Here is a 23,328-nt window from a genome sequence, read left to right as displayed (position 1 = left end):
TGAAAGCATCGCATCATAAAATCAATGGCGATCGCTTGATATACATATTCAAATCTTATTAATAAAATCTTTATAATATTATTTATTTATCATTTTCTACATTCTAACGAGAATAATTTGATGAATGCACTTTAAGTAATTACCCCAGTCTTTACTAAGAAAGTTTAAGGGATTTTAAGTTTTAGCTGTTTTTTATAGATATTTATACGGTGGCTGATATCGTGAATAAACAAATAAATTACAGGATTTTACAAAAATGAGAAATACTAAATCACCCACCCCAGTGCGAGAGTATGTATTTCTGGGTGCTTTAATCATGCTAACTAGCGCTAGTATCATTACGATTATGAGCGTATTCTAAGTTTAAACAAAACGTCTTTTGCAAACAAACTTTACATAACTCCCTTCAATTATGATGGGAGTTTTTACGTTTTGTATCTAGATTAGTCAATAGTCAATGGTCATTGGTCAATGGTCATTGGTCATTGGTCATTGGTCAGCACTCAGTACTCCCCCACTCCCCAAATCAGTTACCAGTTATCAGTTACCAGTTAATAAACGCTCACTGTTCACTGTTTACACCCCTCACTCCCCCACTCATACCAATTCACTAAAAATCTGATACAGTTCCAAACACAGAAACCCCTGTAAAGTCAGGCTTTCTTAATTTTGAAGTTTGAATTTTGAATTGGTATCAGCACTTATTTGCTGATAACTTGAATATCCTATGAAATATCTGCAAAAGATAGTTGGGGATCAAAGTTTTAAGCAATTATTGCAGAAACCTACAAAATATTAACTTTGGTAAAATAGCTATTGATTATTACTAGCTTGGTGCTAACTTAAATATCAAGACACCAAACAAGAAATAACTAACCTAAATGGGTATATGACTCGGTGTCTCCTGTCATCAACCCAAGTAAATTTCAGCATAATTTATGCGATGTGGTAAAAAGCTTTTAAAAGAAGCCAAGCCAAATCCCAAAGCGGAAAAACAAAGATTGCTGAGTTTACTAGTTGTTATGTCCACCCTAGTTGTGAACTTTCTTAATTGTCTATCCAATCTAACAACTTGAAACTTGTAAATTACTGAAAAACCTGGTCAACTCGTACCAGGTTTTTCACTGTTTGAAGATAGCGTCACCCAACACTAAGATATACATTGAGTTCCTCAGATTATGTTGGGTTACGCAAAGTCTCCATCTAACTTACATTTCTTCTTAACTTAGTTTTGCTACATTTTTCTGCTCAAAACTTAAGATGCGATATCTGGTTTGTTAACTGTTTTGCTAAAACTGCGGTAATAGAACCAAGTACTAATTTCTTTCCAAGGAAACAGCACATAAGTCAGAGGATTAATCGTCACGATAATATTGCGAAAATCGCGGCGGGCTAAAAATAAAATCGCGCGAGATACTTGCTGTGGAGACATCACTCCATAAGGATTAAGTTGACTTTTAAAAGGGCCGAGAATTAATTTGCGAATGACACAATCATTATCTAAGCGCTTGAGAGTTACTAGGTTTCCTAATGTGCGTTTACTCAGTTCATAAAGTGGACTCAACGCTGGAGATACCTCAGCTTCAGAGGTATTTACCCAGATTTCTTTGGTGGCTTTGGCTTGTGGACCTGTAACTGTGGAGATAAATATATCCATCAACCGTAATGCAGAGAAAGTATTCACTTCATAGGAAGAGTTAATTGCTGCTGGTGTGCGGTTGGTGTAGACATTAACCCCATGATTGATGATTAAAATATCAACTTTTTCTAAACTATTTTTCAGTTCGTCTTCATTCCCTAATTGCCAAGAAATTATTTTTACACCAGCATCAGTTGCTAATTTATCTGGATTAGTGGTTAAGGCGATAACTTTAGCATTATGCTTGAGTAATTCGGCTGTCAAAGCTTGTCCTAAAGCACCTGATGCACCAGTTAAAGCGATGGTTTTACCTTTTAAAGAAAGTCCGGTTCCCAACACCTTATCTACTAAGGAAAATACACCACTATAATAAGCGTTAACATCATCAAAATGGTGTCGCCAGTGGTAAGAGCGATTTACCCACCACACAGTAGGAATTGTTTGCAAAGGGCCTGGTAAATGATTGTAATCTGTGTCAATGGTTCCTTGAAAATATCGCAAGGATGCACCACCCAAGAAAGAACAAGCGTAAGCAACTCCCAACCATAACCCGGTTTGAGGGATAACTAAAGCAATTACTGTCAACACTAATATCAGTAAGCTTGACTCTAGGATGTCGTGGTAGAGTTGGGATTCTTGATAAGCTTTGAGAGATACTACCGATAAATCCCGACGATATGCCATATGATGCTTATTGTGCCATTTAGCCAGCCAATTTACTTGATGACATAAGGCATGGTATGAGTCTCTCAAGATTTCCGCCAGCAGTAGAGAACCGCACCCCCAAAGAGCAAATTGCCAACAAGCATTTACTAGTACCCAATCAATCTGTAATCTAGCCTCCATCTGAGTTAAGCTTTCAGCCAATGTGTGTATCATGTGTTTCTGCACTTCACTTGTCTTAATCTTTATTTATATTCTGAACAGAATAGATTAAGAAAGAGTTACAAATCAATCTGCAATTAGCTGAGTGCTGAGTGGAAGTCGGAAGTCGGAAGTCGGAAGTCGGAGAGTAGTGACTAATGACCAATGACTAATGACCAATGACTAATAACTAATGACTAATGACTAATGACTATTGACTATTGACTCTTCCCTATTCCCTCCCTTCTTCCACAGGACGAATAATTGTTGGTGCGGGTGTGAGTGCTGGTTGGAAGATGCCTTGTAAAGCTTGTTCTAGAGTTTGTGCCATGACGATGCGGTTTTCGTAGGCTACGACTACTCTGACTAGGGTGGGGAGACTATTTTGAGTGGCTTCTAGGTAAATGGGTTCAACGTATAGCAGAGATTGTTCGATGGGAATTACTAGTAAATTTCCTTGAATTGCTCTAGAACCTTGACGATTCCACAGGGAAATTTGTTGAGATATTACGGGATCTTGGTTAATTCGAGCTTCGATTTGTTCTGTTCCGTAGATGAGGCGTTCTTTAGGAAAGACATATAGTAATAATCTACCGTAGTTATCCCCATCCGATCGCGCGGCTAACCAAGCAATTAAATTTGTCCGTTGTTTGGGAGTGTAAGGTAGCAACAGGATAAATTCTTCAAAGGGGACGGTGGGTAAACTGGTAATCACATAATAAGGTTCAACTAGACGAGTTTCACTGCCGTAAATTTCATTGGGTATCTGCCATTGATCCTCCCGGTTGTAAAATACTTGTGGATCAGTCATGTGGTAAGTCATCAATCGTTCCGACTGAATGGTGAAGAAATCTAGCGGATAACGAATATGACTGCGGAGAGTATTTGGCATACTACTTAGTGGCTGAAACAAATTGGGAAAGATTGCCGACCAAGTATTTATAATCGGATCTTCAGCATCAGCGATATAAAAGTTCACACTGCCATTGTAGGCATCAATGACTATTTTGACAGAATTGCGAATGTAGTTGATACCATTACTATTGGGGTCTGAGTAAGGATAGCGATCGCTGGTTGTATAAGCATCGACAATCCAGTAAAGATAGTTCTTTGTACCTTTATCATTAGGATTGGCATCAGCAGCGATTAAATAGGGGTCACTATCAAATTTTAAAAATGGTGCGATCGCTTGAATTCTTTGCTTGATATTGCGTCTAAATAATACCTTGGTTTGTGGTAAAAAGTCTCTAGTAAATAACATTTGCCAATCTTTTAAGTACATGGCAAATAAACTGCGTCGCCACCAAGAACCAATACTCACACCGCCTTGTCCATCGTAGGTGTTGTAAACGTTATCGCTACCACTGGGATAATCTAATTCTCTAGCTTTTGTCCCCGTCATCACATAAGTATTGGTAATTTCACCGTAGTAGATGCGGGGTTGTCCGATGGGAATGCTATCACGAATCGCCGCATTCGCCGTAGATAGGGCATCATTATTACCACTGATATCCTTAACAAAATACTCTGGTAATCCCCCATCACCAACGGTATTTACTGGACTCATCGTAAAACCGTAGCCGTGGGTATAAATTAAATGTTGGTTTACCCATGTCTGCGCCTGTTGTGGAACTGCACTATAGTCTAATTCTCGTGCAGCAATTAATACCTGTCGCCGTTCAGGTAAGGTGAGGGTTGGTGAGTCTGGTTCTAAGGTGTAGCGGTCAATATCGGCATCGGGAAATTTATAATAAGGACGAATTTGTTGTAGTTGACGGTTGGTTTCTAATAGTGGACGCTGATCCCATAGCCGAATGTTACGAATTGTCAATTCGTTGACTTGCAGATCGGCTGCGGTTAAGTTACCTTGAGGGTTGAATGTTCTGGCATCAATGACTTCTAAATCAAATGCCTGTCTAGTCAGAGCAATTGTCCGTTGGATGTATGGTTGTTCCCGTTGTAATTCGTTAGGCTCAACAATGAAAGACTGCACTGCCCCAGGTAAAATATAGCCAGCCCCAACTACGACAAATAAATATACACCTAATCCATAAATAGTAAATCGCTGGTACTTAGGCTGAGAACGCCAAAAAATTGTTTGCCACAACAGATAAAAAGCGATCGCTACTGCCAACACACACAACAAGCTATAAACTGGTAACTGTACAGTGACATCAGTGTAACTAGCACCGTAACTTACTCCACGGGGAGAATAAACCAGTTCATAACGACTCAGCCAATAACCCAACGCCACCACCAGCATCAACAAGCCAGCCATACCAGATAAATGGCGTTGCTGCTGGGGTGAAAAACCAGGGAAAATTCCTTGACTGAGACTGTCACCTGACAGGAGATAGGTAAGGGTGACGGCGATGAAGCCATATAAGAATATTCCCATGAACCAGAGTTCTATCAGTTCCCACAATGGTAAGGAAAATACATAAAGACTGATATCTTGTCCAAATAGAGGTTCAGTACTGTTAAAAGATGTGGGGTGGAAATATTGCAGCACCTTGGCCCAGTTTTGAAACAAGATGGAACCAAAGATGATGCTCAAGATGATGGCGATCGCTCTGAGGCAAAAATGTGAGTAAATGAGAATAGCGATCGCTACACCTACAATTAAGCCGATACGCCAAACTTGAGTGGAAATCTGTTTTCCTAGTTGCCAAATTTTATCTATGCTCAAAGCAGTAGGTGGTAAGCTACCTTGGTTCCAAGTAGGATACCAATAGGCTAGAGCAATTTGACCATAGTGAGCCAAGATTAAGCCTACCAATAAGCCGAGTACCACAGCTACAGGTAAGAGGATTCTTAATCTCCAAGGCTTTAAGCGCACTTCCTGAGATATCTTTGGTGCATTAAATTTGCCATACTGCGGACTGAGAAAGTCTTTCAGTTCAGTGCGCGGTTCTGCGGCTGGTGTAAATTGATTAATTTTTACCGACTGGGGATAATTCAGCCGTTGCGCTAAAGTTAAGTTTCCCAACAAATAAGCCGCACTTATCCCCGCACCCATTATCCACAAACTGCCACGAGTCACCAAGCGCAACAGGAAGACTTGCAGATAACCGACTTCTTGAAACCAAAAAATTTCTCCCCCCAAGCGGGAACTCATACTCACGAGTAGCCACACACCCAGGAAGGGAATTAATAAAGTTCTCAAGTACCATTTACCGGACATTCTTTTATGATTGGGCATGGGGGAATTAGTGATGATTCCTATGTCCTATTCATGATTATCAGCAATGATTTAGCTATTCTCAATCAATCTGTAGCGTATACTTGCTAACAATTGACAGTTTTGCTCTTAACATCTGTTTATCTATGGCTGCATCTACCCATCAGGAGTGTTTACTAGACAATGACTTATCCTCTCACCCACCCTTCCCTTCTCCCTCCTGCCTCTTTAATGTAACTGTTAATTATGCTCAGTAGCGTTGACCGTTTATTATTTGTCCGGCGAGTACCGATTTTTAAAGAATTGCGGGATGATTTTATTGTGCGGCTAACTTCCGTGATGCACGAACTGCAATTTCCCGCCCATCATACTATTTTTCGACAGGGGGAAGAAGGGCGATCGCTATATATTGTTGTCTCTGGTAGAGTCAAAGTACATATTGGCGATAAACTACTCGCAGAAGTAGATCAAGGAAAATACTTCGGCGAAATGGCAGTATTTGATACCCAACCTCGTTCTGCTTCTGTGACGACTTTAGAACCATGTGAATTTTTGGAACTAACTCAAGAGCAACTATATGATGCAATTGAAGAAACTCCCGAAATCGCTGTGAATATTATTCGGGAATTATCTCGTTTAATTCGGCGATTGAATGAAAATATTAACGTCACCGTTCCCCAAGGTCGATAAGTTTGCTGGCAACTTTGCTTCACCCAACAAAATTTATACTTTTCTTTGTGTCTTTGTGTCTTTGTGTTTAAATAAATTACTTTTTCACCACAAAGGCACAAAGACACAGAGAGGAATGACAAGTAACAAAGTTTTAGTGTAAAATCATGCCATTAAGAATGTAATAATACATAAAGCCAGGTTGCTCTCGATGGTTATTAGCTACACTCAGTTACAGACAAAAAAGCTGATTATCTGCTTAGGCATCTTCTGTAGTTCTTCCGGCACATTAGTCCCGCAAGCAGTTTACTCTCAAACTAGCACTACGCCAAGTCTACCCGTGATCAAAATCTTAAGAGTAACAGCTAATGGAGGCACTACTTTTAAGTTACAAGACAACTGGTTTCGTCAATCCGGGGAAATTACCCAAAGTAATGAGAAGTGTTCTGTGAGAACGGGTGATAAATTCTTTGTCTCATCTCTTAACGATAATCGCAACAGCACAGATGAATACCGTAACGGTAATCGGGTAGAGAGACTCAAAGACTATTATACAGTTCAATTTGATCGACCATTGCCTTGTAATCAGCAAAATCAAACATGGTATATTTTTAAAAACCATGTACAACAATTGCAAGCTGTGCCTGTACGTTAACTTTCTGAAGTTACAAAATCTCTGCCAGTTTTTTCAGTAAACTATCGGCTAAACCTGATATCTCGACTTCACCTGTTAACACATCAGTTAACAAATGTTGTATTGCCAATAGCCTTTGCTCAATATCAGGAATTTGCCAACATTCCTCTAGGTTGACTGCTATCTCAAATAATGAACGTTCTCCTAAATGCTGTCGGAGTCTCACCGCATCTAGGTCATTACTGACTAGAAATTCTTTGATGTGATCAAGTATTGAACTGTGATAAGTCCCATCGTTGCCCCAAGTTTCTAGCCAATCTCCATCAACATCGTCAACGTAAATATGGATAAAATTTAACCCATATTGCAGCCAATCTTGCTGCATTTCTCTGGCTGTGGTTAAGACTTCTGTGAATTTGTCCACCTGATTTTTGTAGCTATTAGTAGTTTCTTTTTGGTTAGCCATATCAAGCTATGATGAGCCGATAAATTATTTAACTAGGTAGGTAATAGGTAATAGGTAACAGGTAATAGGTAAGAACTTCATCTACTTGTAGTGAGTTTTTTCAATAATCAAATACCAGTCATAATAAATGATGAAATTTTTCATTATCTCAAGAGAAATTCAAATATTTACCCCCAGCCAAATAATCACTGTTATAGAGTGCAACGTTCACTAATTGGTTGACGAAATTCGCATTTTGCGGGTTGTAACTTAAAAACAACCCTCTTTTAATTTCCCACGATCGCAGTGTATTTTCCCAGGCTTGGTATTTTTGGTGATGCAATTCCTGACAGACGCTAGTAACTTGAATACATAGTGGTTGCTGGTGGCGATTACTGACAATCAAATCGGTGGCCATAGATAAGTCTGCTATGTAGCGCTGCCAAAAACTCCCGTCTCGACTGGTAATATCTTGCGCTATAGCTCTAATGATATCATCATCGACTTGATTAAACTCCCCGGCCATTAATTTTTGTTTCCAAATATAGAACTTGGAGTCACTCGCATTAATCCATTTGGGAAATAGATAACCATACCAATATCTTTCGTTCGGTGTCATCTGCTCAAACTTGGCTTGTTGTGCTTCTGGTGAAGGTAAAGATTTAATCAACAGCCAAATGGTAGAGTCCGTAATTACTTCCAAAAGAAATGCCAAGACAAACGGTTTAGCCATCAAGGAACCCGGCTTGAGATTTTTTACCCAACGATTGATTTCATCCAATCTTCTGGCTAAATTCGGGTCTAGCAATGATGCCTGCTCAATTAGCACCTGGATCTGCTCTTTAATTTCTTTTGCTTGCAAACGATGCCTTACTTTCAAGGAATTACGCTTTTAGACAATTTATACTTAATTTACCTTGCCAATAAATTATTTAACAGATATGTCCAATGTATCGTAACATTACCTGACTGTTTAGTCATGAGTCATGAGTCATTGGTCATTAGTCATTAGTCAATGGTCATTAGTCATTATTTCACTACTTTTTCACTCATCACTCCCTCACTCCCTCACTCAGCACGGGCTAAACGCCCCGCTACCGCTAACAGCACTCAGCACTCATCACTCCCTCACTCCCCCACTTCCTCACTCAGCACTCAGCACTCCCTCACTCACCACTCAAACTGATGGTACTTATAGAGATACAGTTAGGCAATTTTAGCTTAATGAAAATCTAAACATTGTTTGACACAACTGGGTTAAAAATAGTTTTCAGTCACAATCTTAATTATTTGCATCACCATGTCTCAACCAACCATAGAGTCAATCCTACAAGAGAACCGCCTATTCCAGCCTCCTGGGGAATTTTCTCAAAATGCTCACATTCAGAGTATTGCAGATTACCAAAATCTTTACGACAAAGCTAAGGCTGATCCACAAAAATTTTGGGCAGAATTAGCTGAGACAGAATTGCACTGGTTCCAAAAGTGGGACACCATATTAGATTGGCAACCACCTTTTGCTAAATGGTTTGTCGGTGGGAAAATTAATATTTCCTACAACTGTTTAGATCGACATCTCACGACTTGGCGCAAAAATAAAGCCGCTTTGATTTGGGAAGGTGAACCAGGAGATTCACGGACACTGACTTATGCTCAATTACACCGAGAAGTCTGTCAGTTTGCCAATGCTTTAAAACAACTGGGAGTGCAAAAAGGCGATCGCGTTGGTATTTATATGCCGATGATACCCGAAGCCGCGATCGCCATGTTAGCTTGTGCCAGAATTGGCGCACCCCATAGTGTAGTGTTTGGTGGTTTCAGTGCCGAAGCCTTGCGCGATCGCTTAATTGATGCCCAAGCTAAATTGGTAGTTACAGCTGATGGTGGTTGGCGTAAAGATGCGATCGTTCCGCTTAAGGAACAGGTAGATAAAGCCTTAGCTGATGGGGCTGTACCATCTGTAGAAAACGTCTTAGTTGTCAAGCGTACCGGGCAAGATGTTTATATGCAGTCGGGAGGAAGGGATCACTGGTGGCATGATTTACAAAAAGGTGTATCAGCCGATTGTCCCGCCGAACCAATGGACAGCGAAGACTTGCTATTTGTCCTCTACACTTCTGGCAGCACAGGCAAACCCAAAGGCGTTGTCCATACCACTGGTGGTTACAACTTATATACCCACATGACTACCAAATGGATTTTCGACCTGCAAGACACCGATGTCTACTGGTGTACTGCCGATGTGGGTTGGATTACCGGACATAGTTACATCGTCTACGGCCCCCTTTCCAACGGTGCAACCACACTCATGTACGAAGGTGCGCCCCGTGCCTCTAATCCTGGTTGTTTCTGGGATGTAATTGAGAAGTATGGCGTGAATATTTTTTATACTGCTCCCACAGCCATCCGCGCCTTTATTAAAATGGGTGAACATCATCCCCATGCCCGTAACCTCTCTTCCTTACGCTTATTGGGAACGGTCGGTGAACCAATTAACCCAGAAGCTTGGATGTGGTATCACCGTGTCATTGGTGGTGAACGTTGCCCCATCGTCGATACTTGGTGGCAAACAGAAACTGGTGGCATCATGATTACACCTCTACCAGGGGCAATCCCTACCAAACCGGGTTCGGCAACTCGTCCCTTCCCCGGTATTCTCGCCGATGTGGTGGATTTAGAAGGGAATACTGTCCCCAGGAACGAAGGAGGTTATTTAGCAGTAAGATATCCTTGGCCAGGCATGATGCGGACTGTTTATGGTGATCCAGAACGCTTCCGCCGCACCTATTGGGAACATATCCCCCCCAAAGATGGCCACTACACCTACTTTGCCGGTGATGGTGCGAGAAAAGATGCAGACGGTTATTTCTGGGTAATGGGACGTGTTGATGATGTCCTCAACGTCTCTGGACACCGCTTAGGGACAATGGAAGTAGAATCAGCCCTAGTTTCCCACCCAGCCGTAGCTGAAGCGGCGGTAGTAGGTAAACCAGACGAACTCAAAGGCGAAGAAGTAGTAGCTTTCGTCACCCTAGAAGGCACTTATCAAGCCAGTGAAGACTTGAGTAAAGAATTAAAACAACACGTAGTCACTGAAATCGGGGCGATCGCCCGTCCCGGCGAAATCCGTTTTACCGATGCATTACCCAAAACACGCTCAGGTAAAATCATGCGGCGATTACTCCGCAACCTCGCCGCCGGACAAGAAGTATCTGGTGATACCTCGACTTTAGAAGACAGAAGCGTTTTGGATAAATTGCGAGAAGGAGTATAAGAATGTAAAGTAGCCCAGCCACCAGATTTTTGCTGTTCTCTCTGTGTCTCTGTCTTGAAAAGTTCAGATGCCTGCGGCAAGCCGCAAAGCGTCTACGGAGGAAACCTCCGCTCCGACTTTTCGCTGTGTCTTTGTGGTTAAATAAGTTTTTTTTACCACAGAGGCACTAAGACACAGAGAAATTTATTACTCTCTCATTAACAATTCTCCCCGCATCACTGTTACAGCTTGCCCAGATAGATAGACGCGATCGCCTCCGGGATAGCTGACTTTAACAACTCCACCGCGACTAGAGGCTTGATAGGCAAGGAAGTCGTCTTTACTCAGGCGATCGCGCCAGTAAGCAGCCAAGCAACAATGGGCAGAACCGGTCACAGGATCTTCGTCAATGCCCACTCCAGGCGCAAAGAAGCGAGAGACAAAATCATAAGGAGAATCAAAATTAGCCTTGCTGGTGACGATTACCTTCCCTACTGGTAACGTTTTTAGTAGCTGGAAATTCGGCTGCATTTGCCGTACCAAATCTTCAGACTCCAATTCGACCAAGTAACCCAGAGAATTTTGGTAAACATCAGTGTCAGTAATCCCCAAGGCTGCTAAAAGTATTGGCGGTGCGATCGCCACTTGTGAATGATTCACAGGAAAATCCAACTCAATCCATTCGCTTTGTCGCTTGGCAATGAGCAAGCCGCTTTTAGTGTAGAATCGAGCAGCTACATCAAGGGATAAATGCCCTTCTGACCACAGTACATGAGCGCTAGCTAAAGTAGCATGACCACAAAGCGGTACTTCCACGGTTGGCGTAAACCAGCGTAGACTAAAGCCATCATCTTGCTTGACTAAAAAAGCCGTCTCTGATAAATTCATCTCCCGTGCTACATTTTGCATCCAACTATCCTCTAGAGGAGTTGGCAAAATACACACAGCAGCAGGATTCCCAGCAAAAGGTTGATTAGTGAAAGCGTCTACTTGAATAATTGTTTGTCTCATAGATATTCAGTAAAAAAAAGAGCAAACACTGGCATCGTTGATGCTATTCTGAAGTTGTTGACTGGAAAGTAAAGAGAGGCTTCCTCCCCATGCAAGTTAATGACTTAGGGTTCGTTGCGAGCATTCTGTTCGTACTAGTTCCCGCAGTATTTTTAATAGTTCTGTACATCCAAACTGCCAGCCGCGAAGGTAAAAAAGATAATTAATCGCTTTGTGTATAAAATCAATAACCCCTACATCATTTGATGAAGGGGTTTTTACTTAACAATTGCCAAACCTGCAAGTAGGTTAAGCATTTGTCCTGGCTAGTAATACTGGACAGGTGGCATTAACTCGAACATAGTCAGACAAAGAAGCACCGATGAGTCTATCTATATCGACAAAATTCTTTGCAACCGATGGACGGCGATCGGGAGAACCGAGTAATAATAAATCTATGTTCAACTCTTCAGCCAAACGACAAATTTCCTCACCTGGTTTACCGGTACTAGTGTAGCAGCGAGTCTGCACACCATATTTTTGAGCTTCCGCGACTGCTGTTGCTAAAACTGAATTTTTTTCTGGACTAATTTCAGTTGGTTCTGAGTTCTTACCACGCAAATCAGTAGTTACATTCGCTAAGATTAATTGACTACCGGGAATGCCACGCAGTAAGAATAAAGCCAAATTTAAGCAATGTTTTGCAGCATCAGAATTGTCCATCGCTACCATAATGCGCTTAATTCTTTTGACATAAATGTCATCTTTAACGAGCAACATCGGGCGAGAAGACAATTGAAAGACATACTGACTAACTGAGTTAGATAAAATCGATTGCAAACGCTTGAGTCCTCGTGAACCCATAATGATTAAATCAGCATCGATTTCATCAGCTACTTTACAAACAACATCTTTGGGATCACCTTGGCGTAAAATTGAAGAAACTTGACTAGGATCTAAATTCAAAGATTGAATTGCATTCGCCAGGATTTTACCGCCTTCTTCCCATTTATCAGTCATGGCAGTAGACGTACTTTGAGGTGAGACTACGTGCAGAACTGTAACTTTTGCAGATTGAATGGATGGTACTTCTTTCAAAGTCTTGAGCATTTCTTCTGCATGACCTAATCCAGAAACCGCTAGCAAAATTTTTTCAATCATTGTTAGTTCTTGTTGTTAAGATTGTTTGGTGTTTAATTTTTTGTTCTTGGTTCGGATGAGATTTTCACCACCTTGCTCAACAACCTAGTAATTAAGCTAGCACAAACCCACTTTTAACCATTAGTCATTAACACTTAAAAAGGATTACCCTTTTAAGAAACTAATGTTTTTAAAGTTTTATTGCGCTTGAATGACTTAACTTTTAGCTAGGTTTCAATAGTTTAAGCTTACTCTTAATTCTGCCTGATGAAATTCACAATTTATGATATTAGTTATTATTTTTAATCTATGTTAAATATTTTTAATCATAAAAAAGTTAAGTATTGCAAAGATATTGTTTAAATAACTCACTAAGAATATATGGGTGTTAAGTAGAACGGCGTAAATATTTGTAGTTGGGATAAGGCAGGGGGCAGGAGGCAGGAGGCAGGAGGAAAGAGGGTTTTAGCCTAATTTATCTTTCTTAAGATAGTTGTGTTTTTTCCCACCGACCTACTTATCTCCAGATATAAAAACAGAGTAATTTATTCAGATTAATATATTTTTTTTATATTTAGTATAATTAAAAATACTATAAAAATTCGATTTGATATCTGTTGGCGTAGCCTGGACTAGCCTATAAAAATCTCAGTATATGTAGTAGAAAATTCGTAGGTTGGGTTGAGGAACGTAGGCGTAAGCCTTCTCGCAGAGTAACCCAACATTTCTGGGGCTTGGTTGGGTTTGACTTCGTTCAACCCAACCTACAAATATTCTTAACCGAGTAGTATTGGGTTGAGTGCTTAAGAGGATGTTTGAAAAGTTTTGGGCGATTAGAAATCGCTACTACACAAACAAAGTCCACCTCCGTGGACTAACACAAAATCAAGTATTTCAAACCTGCGGAGGCAGGTTTCGTCTGTGTAGCCGCGATTTCTAATCGCCGGGGTGGTATTAATTTAGACTTTTCAAACACCCTCTAAGTCTTAAATCAGATAGTCAGGAATTTTAGAGCGATCGCCCCACTATCATCTCAACGCCATAAAATCAACTATACTTAAGTCAAATTAATCACCACGCCTTAACAAAATTATAAGTAATAATTACAAAAGAGCTAGTCTTGAGTTATACCATCCATTCAGAGGCACGTTCACCTAAATCTAAGGGGATGCTGACGGCTTTACCCAATCGAGGCCGTTCCTTTGTTTGGGTGATGAATGTTTGTACCTGTACTGAGCTACCCAAAGCTTGCAGGTAATTGGCAACACTATCCAGATGTTCTTGATATTCCGTCTCACTCATGGGAAAAGAAGCTTGCTCTAAATATTTCCACATGACTTGGAGAAATATTTTTCCTTGAGTACGCCGGAATTGGACATCATAAGAGTGTCCCCATTTATTTAACAACAGTTGGCGTAATTCCTGTCCTGTCATAGTTTTTCTCAACTAGATTTTACATTTAGTTATGATGTTAAGTTCCGTAACTCAAGTATGATAAGGATATAAAGAAATGTAATGCTAACAGAAAGGATGCTCGACATATCTTGAAACAAAGAATTACAGCATCGTTAAGAGCGTTAGCATTTCGACTCAGACAGGAGTGGCTCAAGTGTTAGCACTCTTGTCGAATGCTTAACAAAATACACACAGAGCGCGTAGATTATGGCTCAATTTTCTGAATCAATAGACGTACCCGATATGGGGCGACGTCAGTTCATGAACTTGCTAACTTTCGGAACTGTCACCGGAGTGGCTCTGGGAGCATTGTATCCCGTTGTCAATTACTTTATTCCACCAGCAACAGGTGGTGCAGGTGGCGGGACAACAGCAAAAGACGAGCTGGGCAACGATGTTAGCGTCAGCAAATTTCTGGAAAGCCATAATGTAGGCGATCGCACCCTAGTCCAAGGACTCAAGGGAGACCCCACCTATATTGTGGTAGAAAGCAAAGAAGCGATTACCGATTACGGTATCAACGCCGTCTGCACCCACTTGGGTTGTGTTGTTCCTTGGAACGCTGCGGAGAACAAGTTTAAGTGTCCTTGCCACGGTTCTCAATACGATGCCACCGGTAAGGTAGTGCGTGGCCCTGCACCCAGGTCTTTAGCCTTGAGTCACGCCAACGTAGACAACGACAAGATAGTTCTCACCACTTGGACTGAAACCGACTTCCGCACCAATGAAGAACCCTGGTGGGCGTAATTGAGTGCTGTTAGCGGTAGCGGGGCGTTTAGCCCGTGCTGAGTTGTTAGTCTAAACCAATGACTAATGACCAATGACTAATGACTAATGACTAAATTCAATCGTTGCCCTTATTGAGATGAGAAATGCTTGTACAATGGCGAGGTTAACTCGCAGTGCTAGAGCGATAGTCAAAGGATTGCTCATAGCGATCGCTAGTGTGACTTTTTTCTTTACTAGTGATCTAGTCCTTCCCCAATCTGCTGCTGCTTATCCTTTCTGGGCGCAGCAAACCTATCCAGAAACTCCTCGTGAACCTACAGGGAGAATTGTTTGCGCTAACTGTCACCTAGCAGCAAAGCCCACAGAAGTAGAAGTTCCTCAATCTGTACTACCCGACACCGTATTTAAAGCCGTTGTCAAAATTCCCTACGACACCAGCGTGCAACAAGTTGGTGCTGATGGTTCTAAAGTCGGTTTGAATGTCGGTGCTGTACTGATGTTACCTGAAGGCTTCAAGATTGCTCCTGAAGACCGCATTCCGGAAGACTTGAAAGAAGAAGTTGGCGATGTTTACTTCCAACCCTACAGCGAAGATAAAGAAAACATTGTCCTAGTCGGGCCTATCCCTGGCGAACAATATCAAGAAGTGGTCTTCCCCGTTCTTTCTCCCAACCCTGCTAACGACAAGAATATTCAATTCGGTAAATATTCAGTTCACGTCGGTGCAAACCGGGGACGTGGACAAGTCTATCCTACAGGCGAAAAGAGCAACAATAACGTTTACAACGCTGCGGCTACTGGCACAATTAGCAAAATTGCTAAACAAGAAGGCGAAGACGGTAGCGTTAAATATTTAGTAGACATCAAAACTGAGTCTGGAGAAGTTGTTACTGACACTGTTCCCGCAGGCCCAGAGTTGATTGTTTCGGAAGGACAAGCAGTTAAAGCGGGTGATGCTTTAACCAACAATCCTAACGTTGGTGGCTTTGGTCAAAAAGACGTAGAAATCGTTCTGCAAGATGCTAACAGAGTTGGTTGGTTGATTGCTTTCATTGCACTTGTCATGTTGGCTCAAGTCATGCTAGTTCTGAAGAAGAAGCAAGTTGAAAAAGTTCAAGCTGCGGAAATGAATTTCTAAATTCTTTCTTAAATCAATATTTTGAAGACAGGTTGTTTGCCTGTCTTTTTTATTCTCAACGCAGCCAAAATCGGAAATCTGCTGTAAATGACGAAAACGATTGTTGTCAAAATTGGCACTTCTAGCCTGACTCAACCCGCAACCGGACAGCTAGCCCTTTCTACTATTGCCACTTTGGCAGAAACCCTCTGTGATCTGAGACGGCAAGGTAATCGGGTAATTTTAGTGTCTTCTGGAGCTGTGGGGGTGGGTTGTGCGCGTTTGGGTTTAACGGAACGTCCCAAAGCGATCGCACTTAAGCAAGCTGTCGCCGCAGTTGGTCAAGGTCGATTAATGCGCGTATACGACGATTTATTCACCACCTTACAACAACCAATTGCCCAAGTTTTACTCACTCGTAGCGATTTGGTACAACGCAGTCGCTATCTCAATGTCTACAACACATTTCAGGAATTGTTAGGACTGGGTGTCATCCCTGTAGTTAATGAAAATGATACCGTCGCCGTAGACGAATTAAAATTCGGTGACAATGACACTCTTTCGGCATTAGTTGCCAGTCTAGTAGAGGCAGATTGGCTATTTTTGCTCACCGATGTAGACAGATTATACTCTGCCGATCCTCGTTCTGTACCCGATGCCCAACCCATCTCTTTGGTCACAAGTATTAAAGAATTGGCAGCAGTGCAAACAGGTAATCAAGGTTCTCAATGGGGGACTGGGGGAATGGTGACTAAAATTTCCGCCGCCAGAATTGCCATTGCAGCTGGAGTGCGTACCGTCATCACTCAAGGGCGATTTCCCCGCAACATCGAAAAAATTCTCCAAGGCGAAGCCATTGGCACGCATTTCCAACCCCAACCAGAACCAACTTCTGCTCGTAAACGGTGGATTGCCTATGGTCTGATTCCCTCTGGCAAATTATATCTTGATGCTGGGGCGATCGCTGCAATTGTCGAAGCAGGCAAATCCTTATTACCCGCAGGAATCAAAGCCGTAGCTGGGGAATTCGACCCCCAAGATGCTGTGCAGTTACTAGACAGACAAGGTAATGAAGTCGCCAGAGGGCTAGTCAACTATAGCAGCCATGACTTACAAAAAATTTGCGGTCATCATTCCAAAGAAATTCCGTCCATCTTAGGTTACATAGGCGCAGAAACTGTAATTCACCGGGATAACTTAGTGCTGATTTGAAGGAGGTAAGAGAGAGTAGCTCGTGGCAAACCATAGGCTAGGCATAATAGGGATAAGAAATGTAAAAAGGCTAGTCTTAACTCAGGGAAGAATCCTTAAGTATTGCTTTTAGCATGAAAATATAGTATATTTGTTCTATAAAAAATTATAAAAATATATCTTTTAATTTATTTATCTGTTAAAAGCAGCTTGTAAAGTTGTAAAGTAGGATGCTTTTCTTTATTAGAAATTGAGAGGCTTTATAGATAAATTGCCTTATGTCAACAGCCCGCCATGTTATTGCGCTCTTAAAGAGCTACCTAGAAGGTGAGGAGCAGCAATTTTTCTCTGTTGCTCTACAAATGGCTGCACATGAAGCACGACAAGGACACACGAAAGTTGCTCAAGATATCCAAATTCTCATTGATCAAGCAAAAGAACGCAAATCTGTTATTGAGCGTAAAGCCTCTCTTGTACCGCTCACCCAACCTAAGAGAGAATTAATAAATCTTGTATCGGTTCGTTATTCAGACACAAGACTTATTGATATGGTTATTCCTCCAGTTTTAGAGAAAAGATTAGAGCGGATTATTATAGAAAATATTAAGCAGCATCGTTTAGCTGAGTATAATCTTAAACCTCGTCGCAAAATACTTTTAGTTGGACCATCAGGTTCAGGTAAGTCGATGACTGCTGCTGCTCTTGCTGGAGAGCTACAACTTCCTCTTTTTACAGTTCTTTATACTGGTTTAATTACAAAATTTATGGGTGAGACAGCTAATCAGCTTAAACTCATATTTGATGCAATGCTGGTAACAAGGGGTGTTTATTTTTTTGACGAATTTGACGCTATTGGTTCACAACGCGCTTCAGTTAATGACGTTGGAGAGATTCGCCGGGTTTTAAACTCCTGCTTGCAGTTTTTGGAGAATGATGACAGCCAAAGCCTAATCATTGCTGCCACCAATCATCCTGATTTATTAGATAAGGCTCTTTTTCGCCGTTTTGATGACGTTATTGAATATGAGCTACCAAATCAAGAAGTTGTTCGCAAGTTGCTAGAAACACGTCTAGTCCATTTTGATACTGAGTGGCAAAATTGGCAGCATATTATTGAGAGTGCTAGTAGTCTAAGTCAAGCAGAATTAGTTAGAGCCGCAGATGAAGCGGCTAAAATAGCCGTGATTTCTGATCAGGATTCAATATCTGAAGAAAACATCATTTCTGCGATACTAGAGCGCAAAAATATCATCTTTAGGTGATTACTGTATGATTTTAATAAAGATGTGTTTAAAATAACCTCTCAATCCAATGCCTGATTACCAAAGGAATCTCCCTAATTTTTATATAGTTGTAAAGGGGGATAGCCAAAGTTACACATATCCTACGAAGCCAGTCAACAAAAAACCCTTGCCCTATCGTAATCGTATAAAACACGCTGAAAATTTGCAGCAAGCTTTTGAGAAAGCTCTTGAAAATTATCAGCAACAAAAACCTTTGCGCGAGGCAGAACTTGCAGTTGGAGAAGTCGGTTTTTATTTAGAGTTCCAGATACAAAAAAGCGAACTGAAAGCAGTTGAGTTATTGGAAAATAAGCCCAAGCAAATCGAGTTGCTAGCTGTTCATTCATCAGATAAGGCAGATGAAATTGTATCAGCAACTGTATTTGTACCAGAAAAAGCATCAGATTTTTTTCCTTCAAAAATAGAAGCTTATCGTGATGAAGAAACTGAAAAAGGTAATCCGAAAAACGAACCTTTAATAGCATGCTTGGAAGATATTAACTTAGGTACAGTGCGTGCGTTGTTCACAGACAATATTGAATTTCCTTCTGAATCTCAGGAGGTATGGTGGGAAGTTTGGTTACGTAATGGTTGTCGTGAATCTTTCCAGCAAATAGCTCAAATACTCGATATTAGAACAACAGAAAACTCAATTACCTTTCCTGAAAGAGAAGTAGTTTTGGCTTTGACATCTGTAACAACATTATCACGAATCATTAATAATAATGGTTTAATTGCCGAACTTCGCCTAGCTAAAGATTCACCGTCTATGTTTTTTGATATGGATATGCAAGAACAGGCAAGTTGGGTACAAGAACTTGTAGGACGAACTGTAATAGCATCGAATATTAATTTAGCTGTTTGTTTATTAGATAGCGGCGTTACACGCTCACATCGTTTAATTGAGCCAGCTCTTGCTCCTCATGATTTGTTTACGTGTAATCCAAGCTGGGGCGTAGCAGACAGCAAACATTGGCGTGGGCATGGTACTGATATGGCTGGATTAGCCCTCTATGGAAACCTTTACAATGCACTCGCAACATCAAGCAAAGTATATCTTACCCACAGATTGGAATCCGTAAAGATACTTCCAGACCAAGGAGAAAACGACCCTAAGCTCTATGGAGCAATTACAAAGGAAGCTGTTTCTCGTGTAGAAATTAGCAATCCTAAGCGCCAACGTGTCATTTGTATGCCTGTTACGAGTGAGATTGACAATCATAAAGGAGTTCCTTCTTCTTGGTCAGCAGCTGTAGATCAAATTTGCTTTGAATTTCAGCGACTCATGGTTATTCCAGTTGGCAATATAAGTGGGGATATCATATCTAATGAATATCCTAATCGAAATGATGTAAGCCAAGCAGAAAATCCTTCCCAAGCGTGGAATGCACTTGTTGTTGGTGCTTATACTGATAAAGTCAATATAAGTAATTCAAAGTATGCTCAATGGCAAACGATTGCTCCTGCTGGCGACCTTTCACCTCGAAGTAGAACTTCTCTTTTATGGACTGATAAGTGGCCTATCCGACCGGATGTAACTTTTGAAGGAGGCAACCTAGCCACTGATGATCCTCATTCTCCTGGCATGGATATTGATGACTTACGACTTCTAACAACTTATTATCAACCGAATGTACGGCAATTTAATCTTTCTGGAGATACCAGCGCGGCAACAGCTTTGTGTAGCTATGTGGCAGCGCGTATTTGGGCTGAAAATCCCGAATACTGGGCAGAAACAGTTCGTGCCTTAATAGTTCATTCTGCGGAGTGGACTCCTGCAATGTATAGCCACCTATCTAGAAATCCTTCACAGAAGGAAAAAGTATCTACCTTACTGCGTCGATACGGATATGGTGTTCCTAGTCTAGAGAGAGCGCTTTTTAGTAGCCAAAATGACTTAACTATGATTTGTGAAGATCAGTTCCAGCCTTTTCATAAAGATGGTGGTAAGGGTTCTGTAAAAACAAAAGAAATGAACCTTCACATACTACCCTGGCCGACACAAGAGCTAGAAAACTTGCGTGAAGCAAAAGTAGAAATGCGGGTAACACTTTCATATTTTATCGAACCCAATCCTGGAGAGAGAGGATGGCAGAATAAACATTCTTATGCTTCCTATGGTCTGAGATTTGCTATTAAACGCTCTGAAGAGACTTTAGATAGTTTTAGACAACGGATTAACAAAGAAGCACGAGAAACTGAGGAGAATATAACATCTACTAGAAGTGGCGACAGTGGATGGTTTTTAGGTATCAAAACATGGAATCGGGGTTCAATTCATTCTGATATTTGGCAAGGTACTGCGGCTGAATTGGCTCAGAAAGATTCTATTGGTATATATCCTGTTAGCGGTTGGTGGAAATATAATCCCAAGTGGGAAGGCTGGAATAAAACAGCTAGATATGCCCTAATTGTTTCTATACGAGTAATAGATGAAGTTAATGTTGATATTTACACTCCTATTTCTCTTTCTAACAAAATTAAGCAGACTGTACCTATTAATCTCTAAATTTAAATGGCTTTTTCCCACTACAATATCTACCCAAACCGCAGAAAAACCTACAACACCAACCACATACTCACAACGCTGGAACCTCAAACCTCTTGTCACAGCTAAAAAAATAAAAAAAGTCGCAGAAATCACCCTAACCGTGAGATTGGGGAAACTTCTGCTACACTCCTTGCACTATATAACTATATAAAAGATACCAGTGTTTTTGGGTTTATGGCTGCCAAATTGCCAAAAATATTTTTTGCCAATTGTTAAATTTAATACAAAAAGGTTTCAATATATGTTTTTCCCTAGCATAATTTCGTAGTTAGAAGTTTGGCAGAAAGTAGTATAATTTTCACTGATTTCGTGTTGTCTACTGAAAAGCCGCGTTTTTCCACAATTATGCTAAGTCCCGTAGTTACAATCAGTATCTTTCAAAAACAACCAGACCCTCAAGCATTTTCGGCTGGCCAAGTCATCTTTGCAGAAGGACAGACGGGTGATTATATGTATGGTATTTTGACAGGAGAGGTAGATTTAGTAGTTAATGGTAAAGTTGTAGAAACAATCGAAGCAGGCCAGATATTTGGTATAGGTGGATTGGTAGGGGTACACAATCGGACTTATACAGCGATCGCTAAAACAGATTGTCAACTGGCTTATTTAGATGAGAAAAGATTCCTGTTTGCTGTCCAAGAAACACCTGTCTTTGCCCTAATGGTAATTAGAAATTACGCCGAGCGTTTAAATCGTTTGCAGCACTTAGTTTAAATAGCTAATGACAAATTATTTTAGTTGAGTCATACCTTGTACAGAAGGCAATTACTAAAACTTTTGGGTGTGAGTGCCGTTGGGACTCCTTTATCTATTTGTGTCACATCCCCAGTTTTGGCGACAACAGCGAACTGGGGATATATTGGCAAAGCCAGTCCAGAACATTGGGGTGATTTGGCTCCTGAGTTTCAGCTTTGTCAACTAGGTCGCCAACAAACGCCAATCAATTTACAGATTGCGGGAGTAAAAACTGCCCAGAGTAACAGTGAGGATTTATTAGTAATTAATTATCAGCCCACACCATTACACTTGATCAATAATGGCAAAACAATCCAGGTGAATTATCAACCAGGAAGTTACATCAAGTATGGGAACGACACCTTCGAGCTAATTCAGTTTCATTTTCATCACTTGAGTGAACACCGGATTAACGGTAAGTCATATGATATGGAACTCCATTTTGTTCACCGACATAAAACTGGCAATTTAGCAGTCTTGGGTGTGTTCTTACAAGCAGGAGCTTTTAACCCCAAACTACAACTCATCTGGGATGCTATGCCACAACAGCCAGGGAGAGAAAATAGAGTCAAGGATATTTATATTGATGCTTGCCACTTTTTACCAGCACAACGCAGATTTTTGACTTATTCAGGCTCTTTAACGACTCCACCTTGTTCAGAAAATGTCCTCTGGTGCGTAATGGCAATGCCTATCACCGCATCCCCTGAACAAATAGCTAAGTTTAGTCAAATATTTCCCACCAACGCCCGCCCAATTCAACCTCTCAATCATCGCCTAGTTACAGAAGTACTTGAGTGAGGGAGTGAGGGAGTGAGGGAGTGCTGAGTGCTGTTAGCGGTAGCGGGGCGATGCAGCCCGTGCTGAGTCAGGGAGTGAGAGAGTAAGGGAGTACTGAGTGCTGACTATTGACTATTGACTATTGACTATTGACTATTGACTAAAAATCCTGAGTACGGTGTTTTACTCAGGATTATTAAGTCAGTTATGAGGAAGGTACAAGTGAAAAGAGGTTTCTTAAGAAAAGTTTAGATTCTCAAAACTACTTGACCTCTTGCTCCTTGTTTTTTGCCTTCTTTATTCAGGATTAGAATCGGGGTAATGGTTACGGATGCGCTCGGCTTCTGGACAGTCTTCAGTCATGAGAGGTTCAATATTGCCGCGTGGTACTGAAGCTAATTTTTGGGTAACAGCGCCGATGCTTTCGAGCCGAACCATTTCTTCCCAAGCGCAAATCTCGTCTTCTTCTTCTGTTTCATAGCGTAGGGTAACTAAGTCTCCCTCTATGTCGATGATGCGGGCGCGTTCTATCCAGCGTTGCTGGTCCCGCAAGAAAACACATACCTCCCGCCCGTCGCAACACAGTTGATAAATCTTGCGGTGTAGCATGTACTGCTTCTGCCTTTTTAAACAACGTAGTTAAACCTTGAAAAACTTGGGTTTGACCCCACT

At 41.2% G+C, this 23,328-nt stretch carries 19 protein-coding genes; 11 read left to right on the top strand and 8 right to left on the bottom strand.

Features of this window, described 5'->3' with window-relative positions:
* Positions 1-1,255: 1,255 nt before the first annotated feature.
* Both FD725_RS16515 and FD725_RS16510 read right to left on the bottom strand, forming a co-directional pair.
* Positions 1,256-2,518 (bottom strand): bifunctional sterol desaturase/short chain dehydrogenase, encoded by a 1,263-nt coding sequence (locus FD725_RS16515; protein ID WP_179049139.1) that lies wholly within the window; start codon positions 2,516-2,518, stop codon positions 1,256-1,258.
* 217 nt (positions 2,519-2,735) lie between these two features.
* Positions 2,736-5,687 (bottom strand): UPF0182 family protein, encoded by a 2,952-nt coding sequence (locus FD725_RS16510; protein WP_179051563.1) that lies wholly within the window; start codon positions 5,685-5,687, stop codon positions 2,736-2,738.
* A 243-nt stretch (positions 5,688-5,930) separates the two neighbouring features.
* Here FD725_RS16510 and FD725_RS16505 point away from each other — a divergent pair, with 243 nt between their 5' ends.
* Together FD725_RS16505 and FD725_RS16500 are read left to right on the top strand one after the other, a co-directional pair.
* Positions 5,931-6,374, top strand: coding sequence for a cyclic nucleotide-binding domain-containing protein (locus tag FD725_RS16505; RefSeq protein ID WP_179049138.1), 444 nt, complete (start codon positions 5,931-5,933; stop codon positions 6,372-6,374).
* A gap of 190 nt (positions 6,375-6,564) precedes the next feature.
* A complete protein-coding gene (locus tag FD725_RS16500) occupies positions 6,565-7,008 on the top strand; it encodes a hypothetical protein (RefSeq protein WP_179049137.1) in 444 nt (147 codons plus the stop codon).
* 10 nt (positions 7,009-7,018) lie between these two features.
* Here FD725_RS16500 and FD725_RS16495 read toward each other — a convergent pair whose 3' ends face one another.
* Positions 7,019-7,453 carry a hypothetical protein gene (locus FD725_RS16495; RefSeq protein WP_179049136.1) on the bottom strand — a complete coding sequence of 145 codons (435 nt, stop codon included), beginning with the start codon at positions 7,451-7,453 and terminating at the stop codon, positions 7,019-7,021.
* A gap of 148 nt (positions 7,454-7,601) precedes the next feature.
* A complete protein-coding gene (locus tag FD725_RS16490) occupies positions 7,602-8,294 on the bottom strand; it encodes a hypothetical protein (protein WP_179051562.1) in 693 nt (230 codons plus the stop codon).
* Positions 8,295-8,732: 438 nt separating this feature from the next.
* Between FD725_RS16490 and acs the strand changes: the two genes are divergently transcribed.
* Positions 8,733-10,706, top strand: a complete 1,974-nt coding sequence (gene acs / locus FD725_RS16485) for an acetate--CoA ligase (protein WP_179049135.1) — start codon at positions 8,733-8,735, stop codon at positions 10,704-10,706.
* A gap of 186 nt (positions 10,707-10,892) precedes the next feature.
* Here acs and FD725_RS16480 read toward each other — a convergent pair whose 3' ends face one another.
* Positions 10,893-11,696 (bottom strand): PhzF family phenazine biosynthesis protein, encoded by an 804-nt coding sequence (locus tag FD725_RS16480; protein WP_179049134.1) that lies wholly within the window; start codon positions 11,694-11,696, stop codon positions 10,893-10,895.
* Between the two features lie 89 nt (positions 11,697-11,785).
* Between FD725_RS16480 and psbM the strand changes: the two genes are divergently transcribed.
* Positions 11,786-11,902, top strand: coding sequence for a photosystem II reaction center protein PsbM (gene psbM / locus FD725_RS16475; RefSeq protein ID WP_179049133.1), 117 nt, complete (start codon positions 11,786-11,788; stop codon positions 11,900-11,902).
* 82 nt (positions 11,903-11,984) lie between these two features.
* On the opposite strand, the gene FD725_RS16470 is transcribed toward psbM, so the two are convergent.
* Both FD725_RS16470 and FD725_RS16465 read right to left on the bottom strand, forming a co-directional pair.
* Positions 11,985-12,836, bottom strand: a complete 852-nt coding sequence (locus FD725_RS16470) for a universal stress protein (RefSeq protein WP_179049132.1) — start codon at positions 12,834-12,836, stop codon at positions 11,985-11,987.
* Between the two features lie 1,104 nt (positions 12,837-13,940).
* The gene (locus FD725_RS16465; protein ID WP_179049131.1) at positions 13,941-14,249 is read right to left on the bottom strand and encodes a DUF3067 family protein; all 309 of its coding nucleotides are present in this window, start codon (positions 14,247-14,249) and stop codon (positions 13,941-13,943) included.
* A 228-nt stretch (positions 14,250-14,477) separates the two neighbouring features.
* On the opposite strand from FD725_RS16465, the gene petC reads away from it, so the two are divergent.
* From petC to FD725_RS16430, 7 genes are all read left to right on the top strand, one after another.
* Positions 14,478-15,017, top strand: coding sequence for a cytochrome b6-f complex iron-sulfur subunit (gene petC, locus FD725_RS16460; RefSeq protein WP_179049130.1), 540 nt, complete (start codon positions 14,478-14,480; stop codon positions 15,015-15,017).
* Positions 15,018-15,135: 118 nt separating this feature from the next.
* Complete coding sequence (gene petA / locus FD725_RS16455; RefSeq protein WP_179049129.1) at positions 15,136-16,137, top strand: cytochrome f; 1,002 nt, start codon at positions 15,136-15,138, stop codon at positions 16,135-16,137.
* Positions 16,138-16,224: 87 nt separating this feature from the next.
* Positions 16,225-17,328: a glutamate 5-kinase gene (gene proB / locus FD725_RS16450; RefSeq protein WP_179049128.1), complete on the top strand. Its 1,104-nt coding sequence runs from the start codon at positions 16,225-16,227 to the stop codon at positions 17,326-17,328.
* A gap of 257 nt (positions 17,329-17,585) precedes the next feature.
* On the top strand, positions 17,586-18,569 hold the full coding sequence (locus FD725_RS16445; RefSeq protein ID WP_179049127.1) for an AAA family ATPase: 984 nt from the start codon (positions 17,586-17,588) through the stop codon (positions 18,567-18,569).
* Between the two features lie 49 nt (positions 18,570-18,618).
* Positions 18,619-21,099: a S8 family peptidase gene (locus tag FD725_RS16440; protein ID WP_179049126.1), complete on the top strand. Its 2,481-nt coding sequence runs from the start codon at positions 18,619-18,621 to the stop codon at positions 21,097-21,099.
* 387 nt (positions 21,100-21,486) lie between these two features.
* The gene (locus FD725_RS16435) at positions 21,487-21,855 is read left to right on the top strand and encodes a cyclic nucleotide-binding domain-containing protein (RefSeq protein ID WP_179049125.1); all 369 of its coding nucleotides are present in this window, start codon (positions 21,487-21,489) and stop codon (positions 21,853-21,855) included.
* A 36-nt stretch (positions 21,856-21,891) separates the two neighbouring features.
* Positions 21,892-22,677, top strand: a complete 786-nt coding sequence (locus FD725_RS16430) for a carbonic anhydrase (protein WP_256871634.1) — start codon at positions 21,892-21,894, stop codon at positions 22,675-22,677.
* 276 nt (positions 22,678-22,953) lie between these two features.
* Here FD725_RS16430 and FD725_RS16425 read toward each other — a convergent pair whose 3' ends face one another.
* Entirely contained in the window at positions 22,954-23,265 is a 312-nt protein-coding gene (locus FD725_RS16425; protein ID WP_179049123.1) for a DUF6679 family protein, read from the bottom strand.
* Positions 23,266-23,328: the final 63 nt, after the last annotated feature.

This window comes from Nostoc sp. TCL26-01, assembly GCF_013393945.1.
Taxonomy (GTDB): domain Bacteria; phylum Cyanobacteriota; class Cyanobacteriia; order Cyanobacteriales; family Nostocaceae; genus Trichormus.
The sequence above is the reverse complement of the archived record's forward strand: the minus strand, read 5'-3'. Positions and strand labels throughout refer to the sequence as shown.